Genomic DNA, 15990 nt, shown 5'->3' with positions numbered 1-15990 from the left:
TATGCCTAGTAACTATAGTGAGATTAAACAGCACAATGTCATTGACTATGGTAGAAAATTTGAAAAAATTGGAGAATTTTTAGCTAAAAAACTCTACAACGACCAAACTCACTTTATCTATGAGCTATTGCAAAATACTGAAGATGCACTTTCGCGCCAAAATCAAAATGATCCAAATTTTAAGCTTCCTAAAAGTATTACGTTTCGGCTTTACTCTGACCATTTAGAGGTAAGCCACTTTGGAAAGTCATTCGATGAAGCTGATGTTCGTGGTATTTGCAATATACTTGAAGGAACTAAGCAGGAAGATGAGAAACAAATTGGTAAGTTTGGTATTGGTTTCAAATCAGTTTATGCTTTTACTTCGTCTCCAGAAATTTATTCAGGTAGCGAACATTTCAAAATAGAGGAGTACATCTATCCTTGTTCAATCAATCCTCGTGAACTTTTACCAGGAGAAACAGTTTTTATTTTTCCGTTTAATCATAAATCTGAGTTACCAAAAAATACATTTCACCGAATTTTAAATAAACTTGATTCACTTAAATCTTCTATATTACTATTTCTGTGCAACATTGAAGAAATATCATGGAATGTAGAAGACGGTTCAACAATAACTTATCGGCGGGAAATGCAGCCTATTGCGCCTAACTGTAGGAAAGTTATACTTATCGGTAAAGACCGGCAAGAATGGCTTGTCTTTGATAAACCAGTTGAAGGTCACTCAAACCTTAAAATTGAAATAGCATTTCTTTTGGGCAAAGATAAGCAGACAGGTAAAGAACAGATAATTTCTGTAGGTAGTTCACCCTTAGTCGTTTTTCTGCCAACAGAAATAGAAACCAATCTCCAATTTCTTGTACAAGGTCCATATCACACCACGCCAGCCCGCGATAATATCAGACGGGATAACATTTTTAATCAATCACTAATTGATCATACTGCTGCATTAGTAGCAGAAGTGCTTCCACTAATTCGTGATATGGGGTTATTAACAGTCAATACTTTGAATGTACTTCCAATACGTAAATCCGATTTTGAGAAGAATCCTATTTTCAGTCCAGTGTTTGAAGAGGTACGTCAGGCTTTCAGAGAAAAAGCTCTTCTTCCTACTATCCGTGACGGTCAATATGTTCCAGCTAGACAAGCAAAGTTAGCCCGCAGTAAAGATTTCCGCCAACTACTTTCAGAAACTCAATTACAACAGCTTTATGGTAGCACTTACACATGGCTTTCTGATGAAATTACTCAAGGACGAACTCCCGATATTCACAAATATATTACAGAAGAATTGGATGTTCAAGAAATAGAACCAGAGGATTTTGCTCGTAAATTCAATGAGCTTTTTATAGAACAGCAATCTGATGGCTGGGTTGCTAGTTTCTATGCCTTTCTTAATAAACAAGAAGCACTTTGGAGAGCAGGTGATGGCATTCTACTGAAGAAGATTCAGAAAATGAAGGAAATGCACAATCTGTAGAGTCGATTAATTTTAGGAAGGAACTTATACAAACATTTACACAATTAGGCTCTATTGAATTAGACAGAGATAATGAGTTACTAACTGCTAACCCCAGTAATCCAGAGCGATATCTTAAAGGAGCAGAAGCGAATATTATTAGTAATCAAGAGAACGAACCACCAGTTCAGGAACGCTTCAAGAAAGTTCCAACAAAAAAGTGGGAGTCTAAGAATAATGAAGTGCGAATCTTTTTAAAGGAGGAGTATAAGGGGAAATGTCAAATTTGCGACTATACTTTTCCAAAACGCAATAGTCAACCTTATTTTGAAGGATTATACTTAGTTTCCCAAACTCGTGCTAGGTGGATTGATGATCGGGGCAATGTACTATGTTTATGTGCTAATTGCTGTGCCAAATTTAAGCAAGGTTCAATAGGAGCAGAGGATATTTTAGAGCAGATAGAGGAAAAAGTTGAGAAATCAAATCCTGTATTGCATATCCAACTTTGTGGAGAAGATGTAAATATTCGGTTTAGTAAAAAGCACATAATTTATCTTCAAGCATTATTGAATGCCTCTTCCCAAAATGATAGCCATTGATTGTTAAGTTGTTGTGTATTTTATATGGTAAGGTGAATTGTGACAGTCCGAACAGAATTGCTACTCAATCTCAGACAGGAAGTTCTTGGCCCCAGAGAGTCTTGTTATGAGGTACTGCCCAGCCAGCAAGATCCACGCAATGAATTTATCACTGGTGTCCTCATTCCCAGGGATGCCAGCGATGAAGATGCTAAAGAGATTGAAGGGGAAGCAGAAATATTAGGGACTGGAATGGACGACTATGGCGAGGATGAATCAGATCAAGATAGTCCTATAGCTGCTGCTGCACCTGTCTTAGATCCAAAATCACAACCTCGTTCTTTAGGTATTTCTTTTATTGTTAGTGCTACGGAAGGGATTGAACCAACAATAGAAATTTGTGCAACTTGGGCGCGATATCGTTCTGAGAGGAATTCCCAAGGAAATCAGGTCTTTAAGCGAATTCCCAATTTTTATATCACCCCTGAACCGATTTCTATCACAAACAACTTAACGATCCCCGAAATTGACGCAGTTAAAATCACAATTCGGAGTGTTTCTCGCTCTGATAACACCTACAAAGTATCAATTTACCTAGTTAATGAGACTTCTTTAATTGACCCACTGAGTGAGTCGGGAAAGAGACGCTTTGAGACTGGCGACCTAATTTTTCAACCTCAAATTCGGGTTGTGACTGGAGAAAATGCAAAGCTTTTGCCTTTTGATAGTTTTCAGCCTTCTGATGAGACTCCTGAACTCGGAAGTCTTCAGGAAGAAGACGAGTCATTAGAATTGATATACCGAGAATATCTTGCCTATGCGCGGGGTCACTTGTGTGCAGCCATTTGGAAAGAAATAGACACTGAGCGCCCCTGTAAAGAAGAAAATTTACTGCAATGGATTGATGGTTTTCCTGTACAGTTTAAATGTGGAAAACAGCAATGGCAGAAGTTTAGTCTGCCAGACTGTAGAACAGAATATGTACCTTGCTACCCAGTTGAATCCCCTGCAATTGATTGGGAATCTGAAATAGAACAGACTCCAGACCTAAATACTGCTACTCTGGCACAAGCATGGAATTCAACCGTAATGCGTGCAGCATTACAGCCTCTAGTTGACGGTTATGCAGCTTGGATTCATCAACAACAAACTACGGTCAGTCAATTAGAGCCTAGATATCATCGAGCCGCTAATCGACATCTGGAAAACTGTTGCATAACTCAGCAGCGAATACAAGAAGCTATTGAATTAATTATTCAAAATGAAGAAGTAAGATTGGCTTTTTGTTTTGCAAATAAAGCGATTAATCTTCAGGCATCTTGGAGAAGGGCAGGGCATGATTTTACCTGGAGACCTTTCCAGCTAGCATTTATTCTAATGAATATCCCGGCGATCGCTAACCCTTTACATCAAGATCGCCAAACCTGTGACTTACTAGCTTTCCCAACAGGTGGTGGTAAAACTGAGGCATATTTGGGTCTAGCTGCTTTTACACTGGGATTGAGAAGATTACGACCTGGTAAAGATTCTTCTAAAGAGCCAACTGGACAGGGCGTTAGTGTAATTTCTAGGTATACCCTGAGACTATTAACAATTCAACAATTTCGTCGCGCTTTAGGGTTAATCGTTGCTTCCGAAGTGCTACGAGTTGAAAACTTAGGAATGGGTTCTCCAGTGGGATGGCGACCGAAGGATTGTCAGCGAAGCGACCATCATATTTGGGGAACAACTCGCTTCTCAGTAGGACTGTGGGTAGGTGGTAGCGTAACCCCTAATCGCTTGAAAGATATATACATTCCCAACAGTCCCCCTTTGTTAGGTGCTATTTCAGCATTGAAAGGCGAAACAGGAGTAGAAGGCGACCCAGCTCAGATTCTTAACTGCCCATGTTGTGGGTCAATCCTAGCCATACCAAGAGACGGATTACTTGGAGGAAAAACACACACAATTCATTTAGTTATGCGGGGAGCAGTTGCTAACCCATCAATTTCTCACCAAACAGAAAATTGGGAAGAACTTGAATCCGAACCGATTTTTTCTTCTGCTTCTATCCTCAATTCTAGTAATTACATAACCCTTTCCCTAAGTCTGAACATAAAAAAAGGATCAAAACTTTCAGTAGGGAAGTTGGAGGGATGGTGGAGAGATAGAATTCAGCCTCAGTTAAACTCTATAGATTTAGTCCCCTTTAGAATTAGCAGACCTGGATACTTTAAGAGAATTCATATAGGAACTCGCAAAAGTTCAGAAAACATAGAAAATTTTGAAATTTATTGCGCCAATCCAGATTGTGACCTTAACACCCAAAAAATCTGGAATGAAAAAGTCCCTCTTGCATTTAATCAAAAGTGTGATAAACAAACTAGCACCGCTGGTAAGTTGGTCTGGGAAGAGCTTCTTGAAGCCTTTAAAGCCTACACAAACTTTTCTTCAAGAATTCCAATTTCAGCCTATACAGTTGACGATCAACTTTATTCCCGTATTCCTTCACTGCTAGTAGCCACAGTTGATAAATTTGCCCGTTTAGCCTTTGAGCCAAGAGCAAGTGCGCTCTTTGGAAACATCAATCATTACAATAGCAGGTCTGGTTTTTATCGTGATAATGCAGGTGCTAGCGATCCTAAAAGCCATAATAAAGCTGTAAATCCACTGCTGCCACCTGACCTAATTCTTCAAGATGAACTTCATTTAATAGAAGGTCCACTTGGTAGCATGGTTGGGCTTTACGAAACAGCAGTTGATACTCTATGTGAACGGATGTATCAGGGTCAACTTGTCAGCCCTAAATACATTGCTTCCACTGCAACAGTGCGACAGTCCCAATCGCAAGTACAATGTCTGTTTAACCGCTCTGTTTTTCAATTCCCGCCTCCTGCTTTATCAGCGGACAACAGTTTTTTTGCTCGAACACCAAGGAATGTTCATCCATTAGAGATAGATGCTAATGGCAAGCATCCTAGTGGTCGCCTTTATGTAGCTGTTTGCGCTCCAGGTAAAGGCGCTCAAACTCCCATTGTTCGCATTTATTCATCAATGTTTCAGAGCATTGAGCAGCTGAAACAGGCAGGATATAGCGATAGTGACTGCGATCCATTTTGGACGTTGGTAGGCTATTTTAATGCGATTCGGGAATTGGCGGGTGCTGTCACACTTTATCGTCAAGACATTCCTGAACGACTGCGGCACAATGCAGACATTATGGAAGTGACCGGACGGGAACTAGAAGAAGCGATTGAACTTTCCAGTCGCATGGATTCTACTGAATTACCTGGTTTACTTAGCAGCCTGTCACTGCCATTACCAGATGCTAGAGATGCTGTTTTGAGTACCTCCATGTTCGGAACTGGTGTTGACATTGACCGCTTGGGTTTAATGGTGGTTAATGGTCAGCCAAAAACTACTTCATCTTATATCCAAGCTACAGGTCGTGTAGGTCGTTCAACTGGAGGGCTGGTGATTACTTTCTTTAGAGCCAGTCGTCCCAGAGACTTAGATCATTATGAATTTTTCACTGGCTATCATAGAGCGATTTACCGTTATGTGGAGCCGATTACGGTGACTCCCTTTGCCTCTAGAGCCAGAGAACGGGGGATGGGACCAGTAGCAGTGGCATTACTGCGACAAGCTAGAACAATTCAGGGAGTAAATGTTGTATCTCAATGGGCAGCGGATGCTAGCCACATTGGAAATGCTCGTGACTCAAATGAGTTGGGATGTATCACCGAAGTTATTAAAAGGCGATCGCAAATTCAGCTAGAAACTCGTCGTCCACCAGAAGACCAAGTTAATGGCGAGGTGCAAAGAGGATTAGACCGATGGGAAACTATTGCACAACAAGAAAACAATTTGGAATATGTAGAGTACGCGATTAACAAGCCTCCTACAAAGTCTGTTGTGTTAGGAGATGAGCAACATCAACAACAAGGTTTTACATTTGTCTTTCGCAACTCTCCCCAGTCCTTGCGCGAAGTCGAATCCATGACGCGCTTTGGCTCTATTTCAATGAATCAGCAAAATCAAGCCAATCAGGGAAGTTAAACTATGGCAGGTAAAGGTCAATCATTGCGTCCTTCACAATACATCACCACCTTTGGACCAGGTAGTATTCTAGAAACACCAGATGGTCCGGTGGTGATCGCAGCACCAAGCCAATCCAAGTTATTTCATAATGGGCGTAGACCTGAAGATTATGAAATTACAGACTTGAGGCTCTCCCAAACATTACTCAATGGCAATAAAATTTTCTATATTCCCTCCAATGCTGATTTAGGAAAACCTGAAAGTATTCCAGTTTACCAAACTTACCATTTTCCCATTTGGTCTTTATGTACAAAACATGGGATTCTCTATCAACATAGAAGAGAGGAAAAAGTTGGTTGCCCAAGTTGTGGACAACTACAAAATTCTTATAAGGCTTGGGATAAATCTCGTGAGGAGGCAGTCAGATTTGTTCTAGCTTGTTCTCATGGACATCTGAATGAAGTTCCGTGGCGCTCATTGATAAAACATAAACGCGAATGTCAGGGAGCAGACTTTTACACATGGGAAGGGGGCGGAGGTGCGATCAGAAATATACAGATTATCTGTCCCAATTGTGGCGGGGCAGAAAATTTTGGGAAAGCTTACTCTAGAGAATTTCAATGTAGTGGTAGATTTCCAGAACGAAGAGAAGATCCAGCAGGATGTGAGAAACGAGCCAAAATTATTCAGCGTGGTGCTGCTAATTTAAGGGTGTCTGAACTCCGAACTGCCCTAACAATTCCACCACTGGATACCGCCCTACATCGCTTACTACAAAGTCGAGCTATTCTTGCTGCTTTGCCTATTAATATAGAATCCAAATCTCAAATTGTCCAGATGTTGGATAGACTGGTGGAAAGACGACTTTTAGACCCAACATCTGCTGAAACTATTAAGCGATACAGTGAACGAGAAATCCTTGATGCTGTCAATGATATTCTTAATGAACAAACAAGACAACACAATGCAACTGAAGAAAACCTGAAACAAGAAGAGTTTAAAAGTCTGAGTAACGCTGCTTGTTATGGCGCTCCATCGCATCGTTCAGATAAACCAGGTGGTCCAAACCAGTTTGAAGTTTACCACGAAAATGTGGAGACATTCACGTTAGATTCAGGACGAATTTTACGGGTTACACCCCTTAGTCGCTTGCGGGTGGTAATGGTACAGGTTGGTTATACACGACCGATTAGCACAGATAAGGATGATCCACAGCCTAAAGTTGTACCTGTTGAGTATAGACCACCTGATGAAAGTATCGCTTGGCATCCAGGTGTTGAGTTATTTGGTGAAGGTATTTTTTTAGATTTGATATCTACGGAAGAACCAAAAGGCATTTCAGAACATTTCGCTTTGAAAGGTTCGGCTTATAGTCGTTGGTTGTCAGCTTATAATTCAACTAATGGCTACCAAAAAATCAAGGCTATGCCCGGAAACCAGAGGAGTTATTTACACCCCGTCTTTGTCTGGTGGCATACGCTAAGTCATCGTTTAATTACAGCACTATCAGTAGACTCTGGTTATTCGTCAGCAGCTATTAGGGAACGAGTGTACACCTACACAGAAAATAATAAGACCGTAGGTGGTTTACTACTTTATACAGCCCAGTCAGGCGGTGATGGTACATTGGGAGGACTAATCGGTTTAGTGCCTCACTTTGAACGTATTCTTAAGTCTGCCCTACGCAATGTAGATGCTTGCTCTAATGACCCAATTTGTATTGAAGAAGAATTTGGGGAAGATAGAGTTAATGGCTCTGCTTGTTATGCTTGCCAGTTTATTTCTGAAACTTCTTGTGAACACAGGAATACTTTACTTGATAGGCAGTTGTTATTAGAAAATTTACCTTGACGATATAAACAGTAGAAACCTTTCTATATGTGCTAATCATAACAGCTTCTAATTACTTAGTTAAAGGCTTGCCTTATAAGCCTTGATTTGCTTAATAATAGGTTTTGCTATCGCTTCTGCAAGAATAGGAGGAACCGAATTTCCAACTAATTCAAACATTCTGGTCATAGGGGCATCAAAAACGAAATGATCTGGAAAGCTTTGTAATCTAGCAGCTTCTCTAACAGAAATTGTACGGTTTTGCTTTGGATGAATGTAAGCAAGACAATCCTTCTGCATATGAGCAGTCAAAGTCCAAGAAGCTTTATCCCAAGGTAAACGTTTATACTTATCATCAAAAATGTCCCAACGATAACGTCTCATAGATTCAGGTAAATCTGTGTACTTTCCTCCAGGAGGGATCATTGCAAAACAAACTAAATCCACAGGATTGTGAGAACGACAGATATGGTTCCAAACTCCCTCTAATTCTTCTTCTGTAGTTAGACTTTTCCTCATTTTTTTTTGATATTCTGATTGAGGAGAATAAAGGTAAGGCTTTCTACAATCCTTTTGCTTTTCGCCTGCTAAACCAACAATTTTACCCTTTAAAGATAAATATCTTATATATAAAGATATGAGAGGCGTATATCTGGATAAAGGATGTAATGGTATTAAATCACTAATAGCTTCTTCCACAGATACAAGGGGTGATTTTTTTAACATAGAGAAATGAAATGATAATGTTAAATCCTGACGTACACCTACTATAAAAAGTCTCTTTCTACACTGAGGAACACCATAATCTGAAGCACTCAAAACTTCATAGAAAATTTTATACCCTGGATATGTGGATTTATGCTCTGCTAGCCCTGATTCTAACTCTCTAATAATTTCACAAAATATTGTTTTTTTTGCTAAATTATCTACGTTTTCCATTACAAAAAAAGGAGGTTTATAGTAATTAATAAAATTAACAAAATGTTTATACATAAAATTTCGAGAATCTTTTTGAATATCTTTTTTTAAAGATTTCATTTTACCAATACCAACTACTGAAAAGACTTGACATGGTGGACCACCAATTAAAATATCAACTTCTCCAGGAGCTATTTTAAGTTTACGAAAATCAGAAATAGACTCAACTTCTATTGCATTAAATTTGAATCTACAGTTAGGAAAATTTCTATGATGAGTTTTGATAGCATATACATTTTTATCAATACCTCCCAAGATTTCACAACCAGCGTTTTGAAATCCTAAACTCATTCCACCAGCGCCACAAAATAAATCTAGTACTTTAGGTTTGTATGTTTTATTCTTAGTTGACATTTATCCTGTTATATAACAACTTAATTACTGTAACCTCAAGTTAAGCTACCTGTAAAGAAAAGGAAATCGTGATTTTCAGAATTAAATCTAAAGCTAGAATAAACTACTTAATTTTATATTTTTGCGCTCGATTTTTAGCATTATCTTATCACTTTAAAAAAGATTTACTCTGAAGTCTTTTTCAACACTTCTAGCACATAAACTTCCTTAAATGCCAGTAATCCTTCATGCCGGGAATCAAAACCTCGACCTTGTGATCGCACCGTTTCAGCAATTCATCTTTTTTATAGACAGCAACCCAAAATGGGCAAGTTTTAAGTTTTTGCCGATGGTAATGGTAGGAGACTGGAGAAATTAAACCAATTCTCGTGCGTTAGCGGTAGCGACGTTACGAGCGTCAGAGCCTCTTTTGAAGGCTCGTTTTCGTCTTATCTCCTCATAGTTTGTAAACTGTAGTAGCCCAAAATTATACTGTTTGTTTACTGCTGTAGCTATTATATGAGTGATAAGGGTAAAAAAGAAACGAAAATGTATATTTATGTTGCAGATGTTGTATTCGTTGCTTGGAATAAGGAAAGAGGTGAGCTTCTAAAGCGATTGCGCGGTAAAAAATCGCGACAGAAACTAGCTGATGAAATTGCAGCCACAGGAGGGGAATGCTCCCATCAAAACATCAAAAAACTAGAGTATGGTGAGTCCGAAAGTGTCTCTATTAAAGTATTAGAGGCTATTTGTGCAGCATTGGATATTTCTCTAAGTGACTTCCTTAGCACTCTTGAAGTGACTAATTAAAGCTTTAGATATTTTTCTTGCTTTTTAGCTACTAAAATAACTAATATATTGATGAAATCAAAAAAGCGATCGCCCTCCGTCCAAAGATTGCGATCGCCTTTTGTTAAACCCCATCAATGAGGTTACTCAGATGATTGTACAAGATGAGTTTGACAACCAAGCCTCGGCTCAAGCAGAGTTTGAAGAATATGTTGACCACTTAGCTGACGCAGTAGCGCCAGAAATTGAAATTGACTCAGTGCCAGATGATTTGGGAGAACTTTATCGAGTTTGGAACGGTTCCCAACTTCTGGGGACTTTTTACCAGAATCTTGAAGGCAAATGGATAGCGCAACCCTGTAATAGCGATAAAAGACATTGCTGTGACACTTCTGATTCAGCGCTGCTCTTGATTATTGCTGTCAACGGCTTACTGGTCGCGGATGTAGCTTAGAACCCAGTGTTCTTCCTATCATTTAGAGACGTGAATTTAACACGTCTCTTTCTTGTTTGGAGCTTTTGATCAACAAAACTATTATCAAGGAAGTGTTATTAACTTAACCCTCTTATGTCACTTGCGGAAAACACTCATCGGAGCGAAACTCCGAAATTTTGATGTAATAAGGTTTTGAGCTTTTATTTTCTAACAGAAACTAAAATTTATAGCCAAGAACTGAAAAGTAAAGCTCTCAAAGGCTTTCAGGCATTGGCTTTTCCCAAAGTGACAGAACAGGGTTAATCCGGTTGCTTATAAAGCTCAGTTTTTAGAGCCGCTTGTACTCTCTCAGAGCAATTTTCTCGTAGCGCAGCCAGTCTAATTACCTTCCAAGGCTGAATCTCTTCTCCGCAATCATCAAGCCGCTTAATTGCCCACTTAATACGCCGAATCTGAAAATCCTCTACAGTTTCTGTGGCTGATTCTAAATAAACCTTAGTCAGTGGCATTTCTGCCAAATGTTTTTCGAGTAGTGCCAGTAAGCCAATACTTTTCCCTATCCTGCAAATAGTGACTCTCGCGGGTTTTTCTGCACTCAGAAATGTTCGCACAGCAGTTTTTACCTTTTCGAGAACTTGCTTGTCCCTTTCTGCCCAGTCAACTTTACCGACGCAAGGGAGAGGTACTTTTAAAGAAGGCGAATTTTTGTTGAGCCACTCTTTGTCGTTTCTGTATAGCCAAATATAGGTTCTCTTGCCTAATCTCCTCAAAGTAGTTTTTGACGCTTCCGGGTACTGCTGTTGTAAAGCTTTCCAAACTTCCCTGTATTTGATTTTGTCATCACTGGCTAAATTTAGATTAAAGTCTAAAACTTCCTGTGAGTCTACTAGCTGATTTTTCTGTGAAGATTTCCAAAAAGTTTTTAGCTTAAGTATGGCAGTATAACGTTTTACTGTTCTGGAATCGACCTTGAGTTGTCTTGCTGTCTCTCGTAGACCTAACTTTTGGATTTCTACCAGTTCTTTTAGCTTCTGCTCCCAGAATTGACCGTATGTCAAGACTTTGCCAATCCGCCGCTTATCTTCATCAGTTTCATCAGGGCCAGTTCTGCAATAAACCATCCCACAGGAACAAGAAAAAGTACCTAACGGCTTTTTATTATCCAAACAGTGAGTGACAACAAGATTAGTTATTACTGGCTTAAGATAATGGTCTACCGCAGCATTTAGACACAGCCAAGGCCCTTCACTAAAAGGTTTATACTGGTAATCTGTATTGAAAAATTCCTCGATAGAATTCGTCAGGAATCTAATTACGAGTAGATGTCTGATGGGATGAAATGACTTTCTATGCTTCCTAACAATGCTGAATAGCCAGTTTTGCTCATTTTCGTAATTCACCATTGAGTTAACTGCCTCAAGCACTTCAGCACCATAAAAGAACAAGAAATTATCTAGTAGTCTTTTCTGGTTTACTCGCCCGGTTGCTGTTGCAAAATTTTTTTCAATCAATAAAGCTATATATTTTCTTTGAAACCACTCTAGTTCTCTAGAGAAAAGATTACTATTTATCAACCATGAAATATCTTGAGCCAGCAGTCGCAACTTCTTTAAAGTCTCTTGACTGTAAGTCTCTTGTATCGGTATAACAGGACAGTTTTCTAGGCTTGCAGCATAGTATTCATGCCTATTAAAACCTTGCATAGGAATTGTACTATCTTGCAAAGTCATACCATGAACTGAGCAAACCAGAACCCCTGGTGTTTGGTGTAGCCTATGCCAGTAGGACTCCCCATAATTTTGCAAATCTTCTTCCAAACATTTTGGGCAAAATCGCAGATACCTTTGCATCTTCAACGAACTCGCCATAATTCCGGTTCTGGTATGAATATCTCCTCCGAAATCTGCTTTCATAGAGTCCATCACTTGGCTGGCTCTTTTTGGTGGTAGGAAAACACTGTAGAAAGGATAGAGGGTATATTTATATATCAAATCTTCTACTTGATAATTCGAGATAAATTGTAGATTCTCAATCAACGAATTAAGGTTAGAAGGTAAGTCAACAGTAGCTATTACATCTTGAGAATTAAATAGCTCCCTTAGAGTTATTTTTGGACTTGTGTTACCACTCCTAATGTGGTAACGAGCCAAGATGCTGTATAAAATTTCATCTGGATAAGGGGCTGGAAAAAAGCCAAGCATAGATTCTTTCTCATGTTAAAACCTGAAAAGAATATTTTTGTAAATTCCAAAGTGTTTCAAGTTTGTGGCGATCGCCTTCCACACCTTTCTCTCTACAGCAAACAAAATTATGAGGATTTTTGTCCTCTATCATCAAAATTTTAGGTATTACACAATGCCTATATTATCAATAATTCAGGTATTACACAATAACTAAACATCTTTGAGCAATTTATAGAATCTAGCTGTATTCCTTGCTGTTGACTATGATTTAGGAGGTGTGTAATAGCTGGGTACTAATGGGAAAGAAAGGGCAGAAAGGACAAAAAGACGTACCAGAGATGTACGACGAGGTGAAGAAAAGGGTCAACCTAGCCCTTACTCCCACTGGTATTGAAGGATTAGATGCGATCGCCTCCAATTTTGATATAAGCAGGTCAGAGCTTGTAGAGAGAATTGGCAGACGACTGATTTGCCTAGATATAAATTCCTTCACTGAGGAGGAGATGGAAGCTATAAAAAAGCACTGGCTGAATTGATTGCTATTTACAGCGATCAGTTGAATGGTCAGGGTTTGTTTACTGGTCTTGGTGCAGTTGAGGGCGATCGCAAATTGCAACTACAGAAGCAGATTGAGCAATGGGAACAAATCCACACAAAAATTGTTTTTGAAGTATAACCTATGGCAACGAGCAGCAAAATCTTGCTTAACGCCTGACGACATCTAATGTTAAAGAACTTGGTATGGTGTTCTCAAATCTTGTCGCATTTTTCTGCTCAACGTGTGACGACATCTATACTAATGTTAAAGAACAATTCTGTTAATCGCAGCGCAGTTCGCAGATTAGAGAGCTGCTCAACGTCTGACGACATCTAATGTTAAAGAACCGCCATTGCCTCCTGCACCAATTGAGCAGCCGACGACTGCTCAACGTGTGACAACATCTAATGTTAAAGAACGCAACACAAAAGGGGAAGCTGAATGAAAACAAGGTGTGTGCCCTGCTCAACGTCTGACGACATCTAATGTTAAAGAACTTCTCGCTCCTTAGCGTAACGTTCAATCGCGGCCCCCTGCTCAACGTCTGACGACATCTAATGTTAAAGAACCTTTCTGGGCTTTGGTAGAGCGTCTTGCCAGTTCTGCTGCTCAACGTCTGACGACATCTAATGTTAAAGAACTTGCATAAGATGAGCGATCGCTCCAACCACCATTTCTGCTCAACGTCTGACGACATCTAATGTTAAAGAACATCCAGCCAATCCACTCCCGCTCCCACCAAGGAAACTGCTCAACGTCTGACGACATCTAATGTTAAAGAACTTCCCAGTCTTGCTCTAGCTCATCTCGCAGATGGGCTGCTCAACGTCTGACGACATCTAATGTTAAAGAACGCTATTGGATGCGTCGCAGCAAAGTTTTGCAGACAGCTGCTCAACGTCTGACGACATCTAATGTTAAAGAACAGCAATGGCTAAACATCTTAATCCATCAAGTCTTCTAGATAATCTTACAAGCACCTGTCATTAGGAGGCACTAAATTTGCAAAATTTAATGGGCTAGGCTAGCTTAACAACACCTAGAAGGCTTATTGTTGGAACTTTCTGAGGAATTGCAAACATCCTTAATCATAATGAAAAGGCTGAATTGCTAATTCAGTAAAGAATACCAACTTTTTACCTCTTTATGTCGGCTCAACAAGCAGATATCCTTGTCAAAATCTAAATATTCTCCTTTTTTAACTAGTTTGAATTGTAGTCCATGATAAATCCGGTGGTTGCCATACTTGGGACTCTTGAAGCTCATAACACTGCCAGCGCGTTTTCTTAGACCCAACATGGTCAACCCAGTAGGGTAGGGTTAGCGAACCATCTTCATGTGTAACTAACCACCACAGCGACTCACCATGATACTTCTCAGGTAAAAGGGTAACAGTATTGATTAGATCCCGACTTTCACCTAAACACAGCCCACCAAATCGATTGATAGAAGCTGGGTTCGCAAATGCCTGCTGCAAACGTTCTGGTAAAGTAGGATTTGCTTTGTCTGTTTTTACCCAAACTACAAACTCAATGTTCGTTAGCAACTCTTGGTAATCAGGTTTAGCATTCTTAGGGTGGTGGATATCTTTCGTTTTAAACCTGCGAAAAGTCCGAATTACAATAGATTTTTTTGGTTTAGACAAGAGGGCGATCGCTAATTGAGTTCCACAATGCTTATAACGATCTGTCTCACCAATCAGAGAAAGTAACATCCCGTACACCGTAGAAGGTGGAGGTACTGGATACGTTTCAGCGTATTCTCTAGCACGGGATTGACGAAAACAAGCAATAGGTACTTCAACTTTCAAAGCAATTGTTGTCATGTTAATTGCCCCCCGGTGACAACTGCAAATCTTCAGCAATGACCTGTTTTAATGCTTTGACTGCCGACTTCACTCCAGGAAACACATTTGCTCCCAAATCTTCTAAACCCTGAGAAATTAAGCCTCCAATCCATAATTCTTTGGGATCAATATCTCCTACCTCTACCTGTCGCACTAAGTTGGATACTGACAAATTTCCCAGTTCGTCTTGCTCAAAGCAATATAGAAAACGAGGGGAAAAATCATGTGTCCATCGCAGTACAATACTTTCAGGGGAGAAATCATACAAAAAACGGGCATGATTTCCCGCCACTTCACCAATCGAAATCAAACCATCTAGAACAGCATGGATGCGAGATTTATCTTTGAGGCTATCGGGTGTCAATGCAAAACCATATTGATAACGAGTAGCATGAATCTCTGTGGCATAAAGAGAATTTCGTCCTTTTACTCCACTAACAGCATTAAAGGTAATGTTTCCCATAAAGGGTATCATTGATACTGCACGAGTAACTTCTAATACACCTCGCCTAGCAGTTATTTTTCCTTTAGGCTTTTGCTTGCCCTTACGTGGAGAAGTTTGCTTATCCTTACCTTTAGAACTTTTTTTGTTCTCATCTTGAGATGCTTCCTCGGCATCGCCTCCAGACTCATCTGACGCTTCCACTTTTGCTGCTTCAGCCTGCATAAATCCCAAAATATCATCATCAATAAAGCGAATATCATCAAAGTTGGGGTCTTGCAAAACATAATCTGCTACTGGTTGAGCGTTCTCATCCCAACGTCGATTCACCGGATAGCCAACATTTTGCCAGTAGTACCGTAATGCCCAACGAATCGCCTCAGATGAAACTGTAGTATGAACTTCACCTTTCCAATTCAATTTTTGTAAGGGAGTTATATTACCTTCATTTTCCCCACGATTATTAGCTGCGGTTCCATAGCTGGTCAAGATATTACCGAATAAATGGAACATTTAAAATTGCCTATTAAATTCATGTTTTGTGTTTTATTA

General features: G+C 39.6%; 14 protein-coding genes and 1 CRISPR repeat array. Of the genes, 9 read left to right on the top strand and 5 right to left on the bottom strand.

What is annotated here, in order from left to right:
• Position 1: 1 nt before the first annotated feature.
• The 4 genes from HWQ58_RS08155 (at position 2) to HWQ58_RS08140 (ending at position 7911) form a co-directional block, all read left to right on the top strand.
• Positions 2 to 1480 carry a hypothetical protein gene (locus tag HWQ58_RS08155; RefSeq protein WP_292860190.1) on the top strand — a complete coding sequence of 493 codons (1479 nt, stop codon included), beginning with the start codon at positions 2 to 4 and terminating at the stop codon, positions 1478 to 1480.
• A gap of 221 nt (positions 1481 to 1701) precedes the next feature.
• Complete coding sequence (locus HWQ58_RS08150) at positions 1702 to 2061, top strand: hypothetical protein (protein ID WP_292860187.1); 360 nt, start codon at positions 1702 to 1704, stop codon at positions 2059 to 2061.
• Between the two features lie 39 nt (positions 2062 to 2100).
• Complete coding sequence (gene drmA / locus HWQ58_RS08145) at positions 2101 to 6078, top strand: DISARM system helicase DrmA (RefSeq protein WP_292860184.1); 3978 nt, start codon at positions 2101 to 2103, stop codon at positions 6076 to 6078.
• A 3-nt stretch (positions 6079 to 6081) separates the two neighbouring features.
• Complete coding sequence (locus tag HWQ58_RS08140; RefSeq protein WP_292860181.1) at positions 6082 to 7911, top strand: DUF1998 domain-containing protein; 1830 nt, start codon at positions 6082 to 6084, stop codon at positions 7909 to 7911.
• Positions 7912 to 7971: 60 nt separating this feature from the next.
• On the opposite strand, the gene HWQ58_RS08135 is transcribed toward HWQ58_RS08140, so the two are convergent.
• A complete protein-coding gene (locus tag HWQ58_RS08135; RefSeq protein WP_292860178.1) occupies positions 7972 to 9222 on the bottom strand; it encodes a DNA cytosine methyltransferase in 1251 nt (416 codons plus the stop codon).
• A gap of 211 nt (positions 9223 to 9433) precedes the next feature.
• On the opposite strand from HWQ58_RS08135, the gene HWQ58_RS08130 reads away from it, so the two are divergent.
• The 3 genes from HWQ58_RS08130 to HWQ58_RS08120 all read left to right on the top strand — a co-directional run bounded on the left by HWQ58_RS08130 (position 9434) and on the right by HWQ58_RS08120 (position 10447).
• A complete protein-coding gene (locus HWQ58_RS08130) occupies positions 9434 to 9580 on the top strand; it encodes a hypothetical protein (RefSeq protein WP_292860175.1) in 147 nt (48 codons plus the stop codon).
• A gap of 140 nt (positions 9581 to 9720) precedes the next feature.
• Positions 9721 to 10014 (top strand): helix-turn-helix transcriptional regulator, encoded by a 294-nt coding sequence (locus tag HWQ58_RS08125; RefSeq protein ID WP_292860172.1) that lies wholly within the window; start codon positions 9721 to 9723, stop codon positions 10012 to 10014.
• A gap of 130 nt (positions 10015 to 10144) precedes the next feature.
• Entirely contained in the window at positions 10145 to 10447 is a 303-nt protein-coding gene (locus HWQ58_RS08120) for a hypothetical protein (RefSeq protein WP_292860169.1), read from the top strand.
• Between the two features lie 281 nt (positions 10448 to 10728).
• Here the strand turns inward: HWQ58_RS08120 and HWQ58_RS08115 are convergent, their stop codons facing one another.
• Both HWQ58_RS08115 and HWQ58_RS08110 read right to left on the bottom strand, forming a co-directional pair.
• The gene (locus tag HWQ58_RS08115; RefSeq protein ID WP_292860166.1) at positions 10729 to 12630 is read right to left on the bottom strand and encodes a TnsD family transposase; all 1902 of its coding nucleotides are present in this window, start codon (positions 12628 to 12630) and stop codon (positions 10729 to 10731) included.
• Positions 12631 to 12640: 10 nt separating this feature from the next.
• The gene (locus HWQ58_RS08110; RefSeq protein WP_292860163.1) at positions 12641 to 12763 is read right to left on the bottom strand and encodes a hypothetical protein; all 123 of its coding nucleotides are present in this window, start codon (positions 12761 to 12763) and stop codon (positions 12641 to 12643) included.
• Positions 12764 to 12908: 145 nt separating this feature from the next.
• Between HWQ58_RS08110 and HWQ58_RS08105 the strand changes: the two genes are divergently transcribed.
• Positions 12909 to 13148 carry a hypothetical protein gene (locus tag HWQ58_RS08105; RefSeq protein ID WP_292736648.1) on the top strand — a complete coding sequence of 80 codons (240 nt, stop codon included), beginning with the start codon at positions 12909 to 12911 and terminating at the stop codon, positions 13146 to 13148.
• Positions 13145 to 13288 carry a hypothetical protein gene (locus tag HWQ58_RS08100; RefSeq protein WP_292860160.1) on the top strand — a complete coding sequence of 48 codons (144 nt, stop codon included), beginning with the start codon at positions 13145 to 13147 and terminating at the stop codon, positions 13286 to 13288. The genes HWQ58_RS08105 and HWQ58_RS08100 overlap by 4 nt, the downstream gene beginning before the upstream one ends.
• A gap of 24 nt (positions 13289 to 13312) precedes the next feature.
• Positions 13313 to 14076: a CRISPR direct-repeat array (repeat unit 36 nt; unit sequence CTGCTCAACGTCTGACGACATCTAATGTTAAAGAAC).
• A gap of 272 nt (positions 14077 to 14348) precedes the next feature.
• Here the strand turns inward: HWQ58_RS08100 and cas5 are convergent.
• The gene (gene cas5 / locus HWQ58_RS08095; protein ID WP_292860157.1) at positions 14349 to 14975 is read right to left on the bottom strand and encodes a type I-MYXAN CRISPR-associated protein Cas5/Cmx5/DevS; all 627 of its coding nucleotides are present in this window, start codon (positions 14973 to 14975) and stop codon (positions 14349 to 14351) included.
• Between the two features lies 1 nt (position 14976).
• Complete coding sequence (locus tag HWQ58_RS08090) at positions 14977 to 15951, bottom strand: DevR family CRISPR-associated autoregulator (RefSeq protein ID WP_292860154.1); 975 nt, start codon at positions 15949 to 15951, stop codon at positions 14977 to 14979.
• Between the last annotated feature and the right edge of the window lie 39 nt (positions 15952 to 15990).

The sequence above is a fragment of the Nostoc sp. LPT genome, from assembly GCF_017115165.1.
Classification (GTDB): domain Bacteria; phylum Cyanobacteriota; class Cyanobacteriia; order Cyanobacteriales; family Nostocaceae; genus Nostoc.
This window is presented reverse-complemented; position numbering and strand designations above follow the sequence as displayed.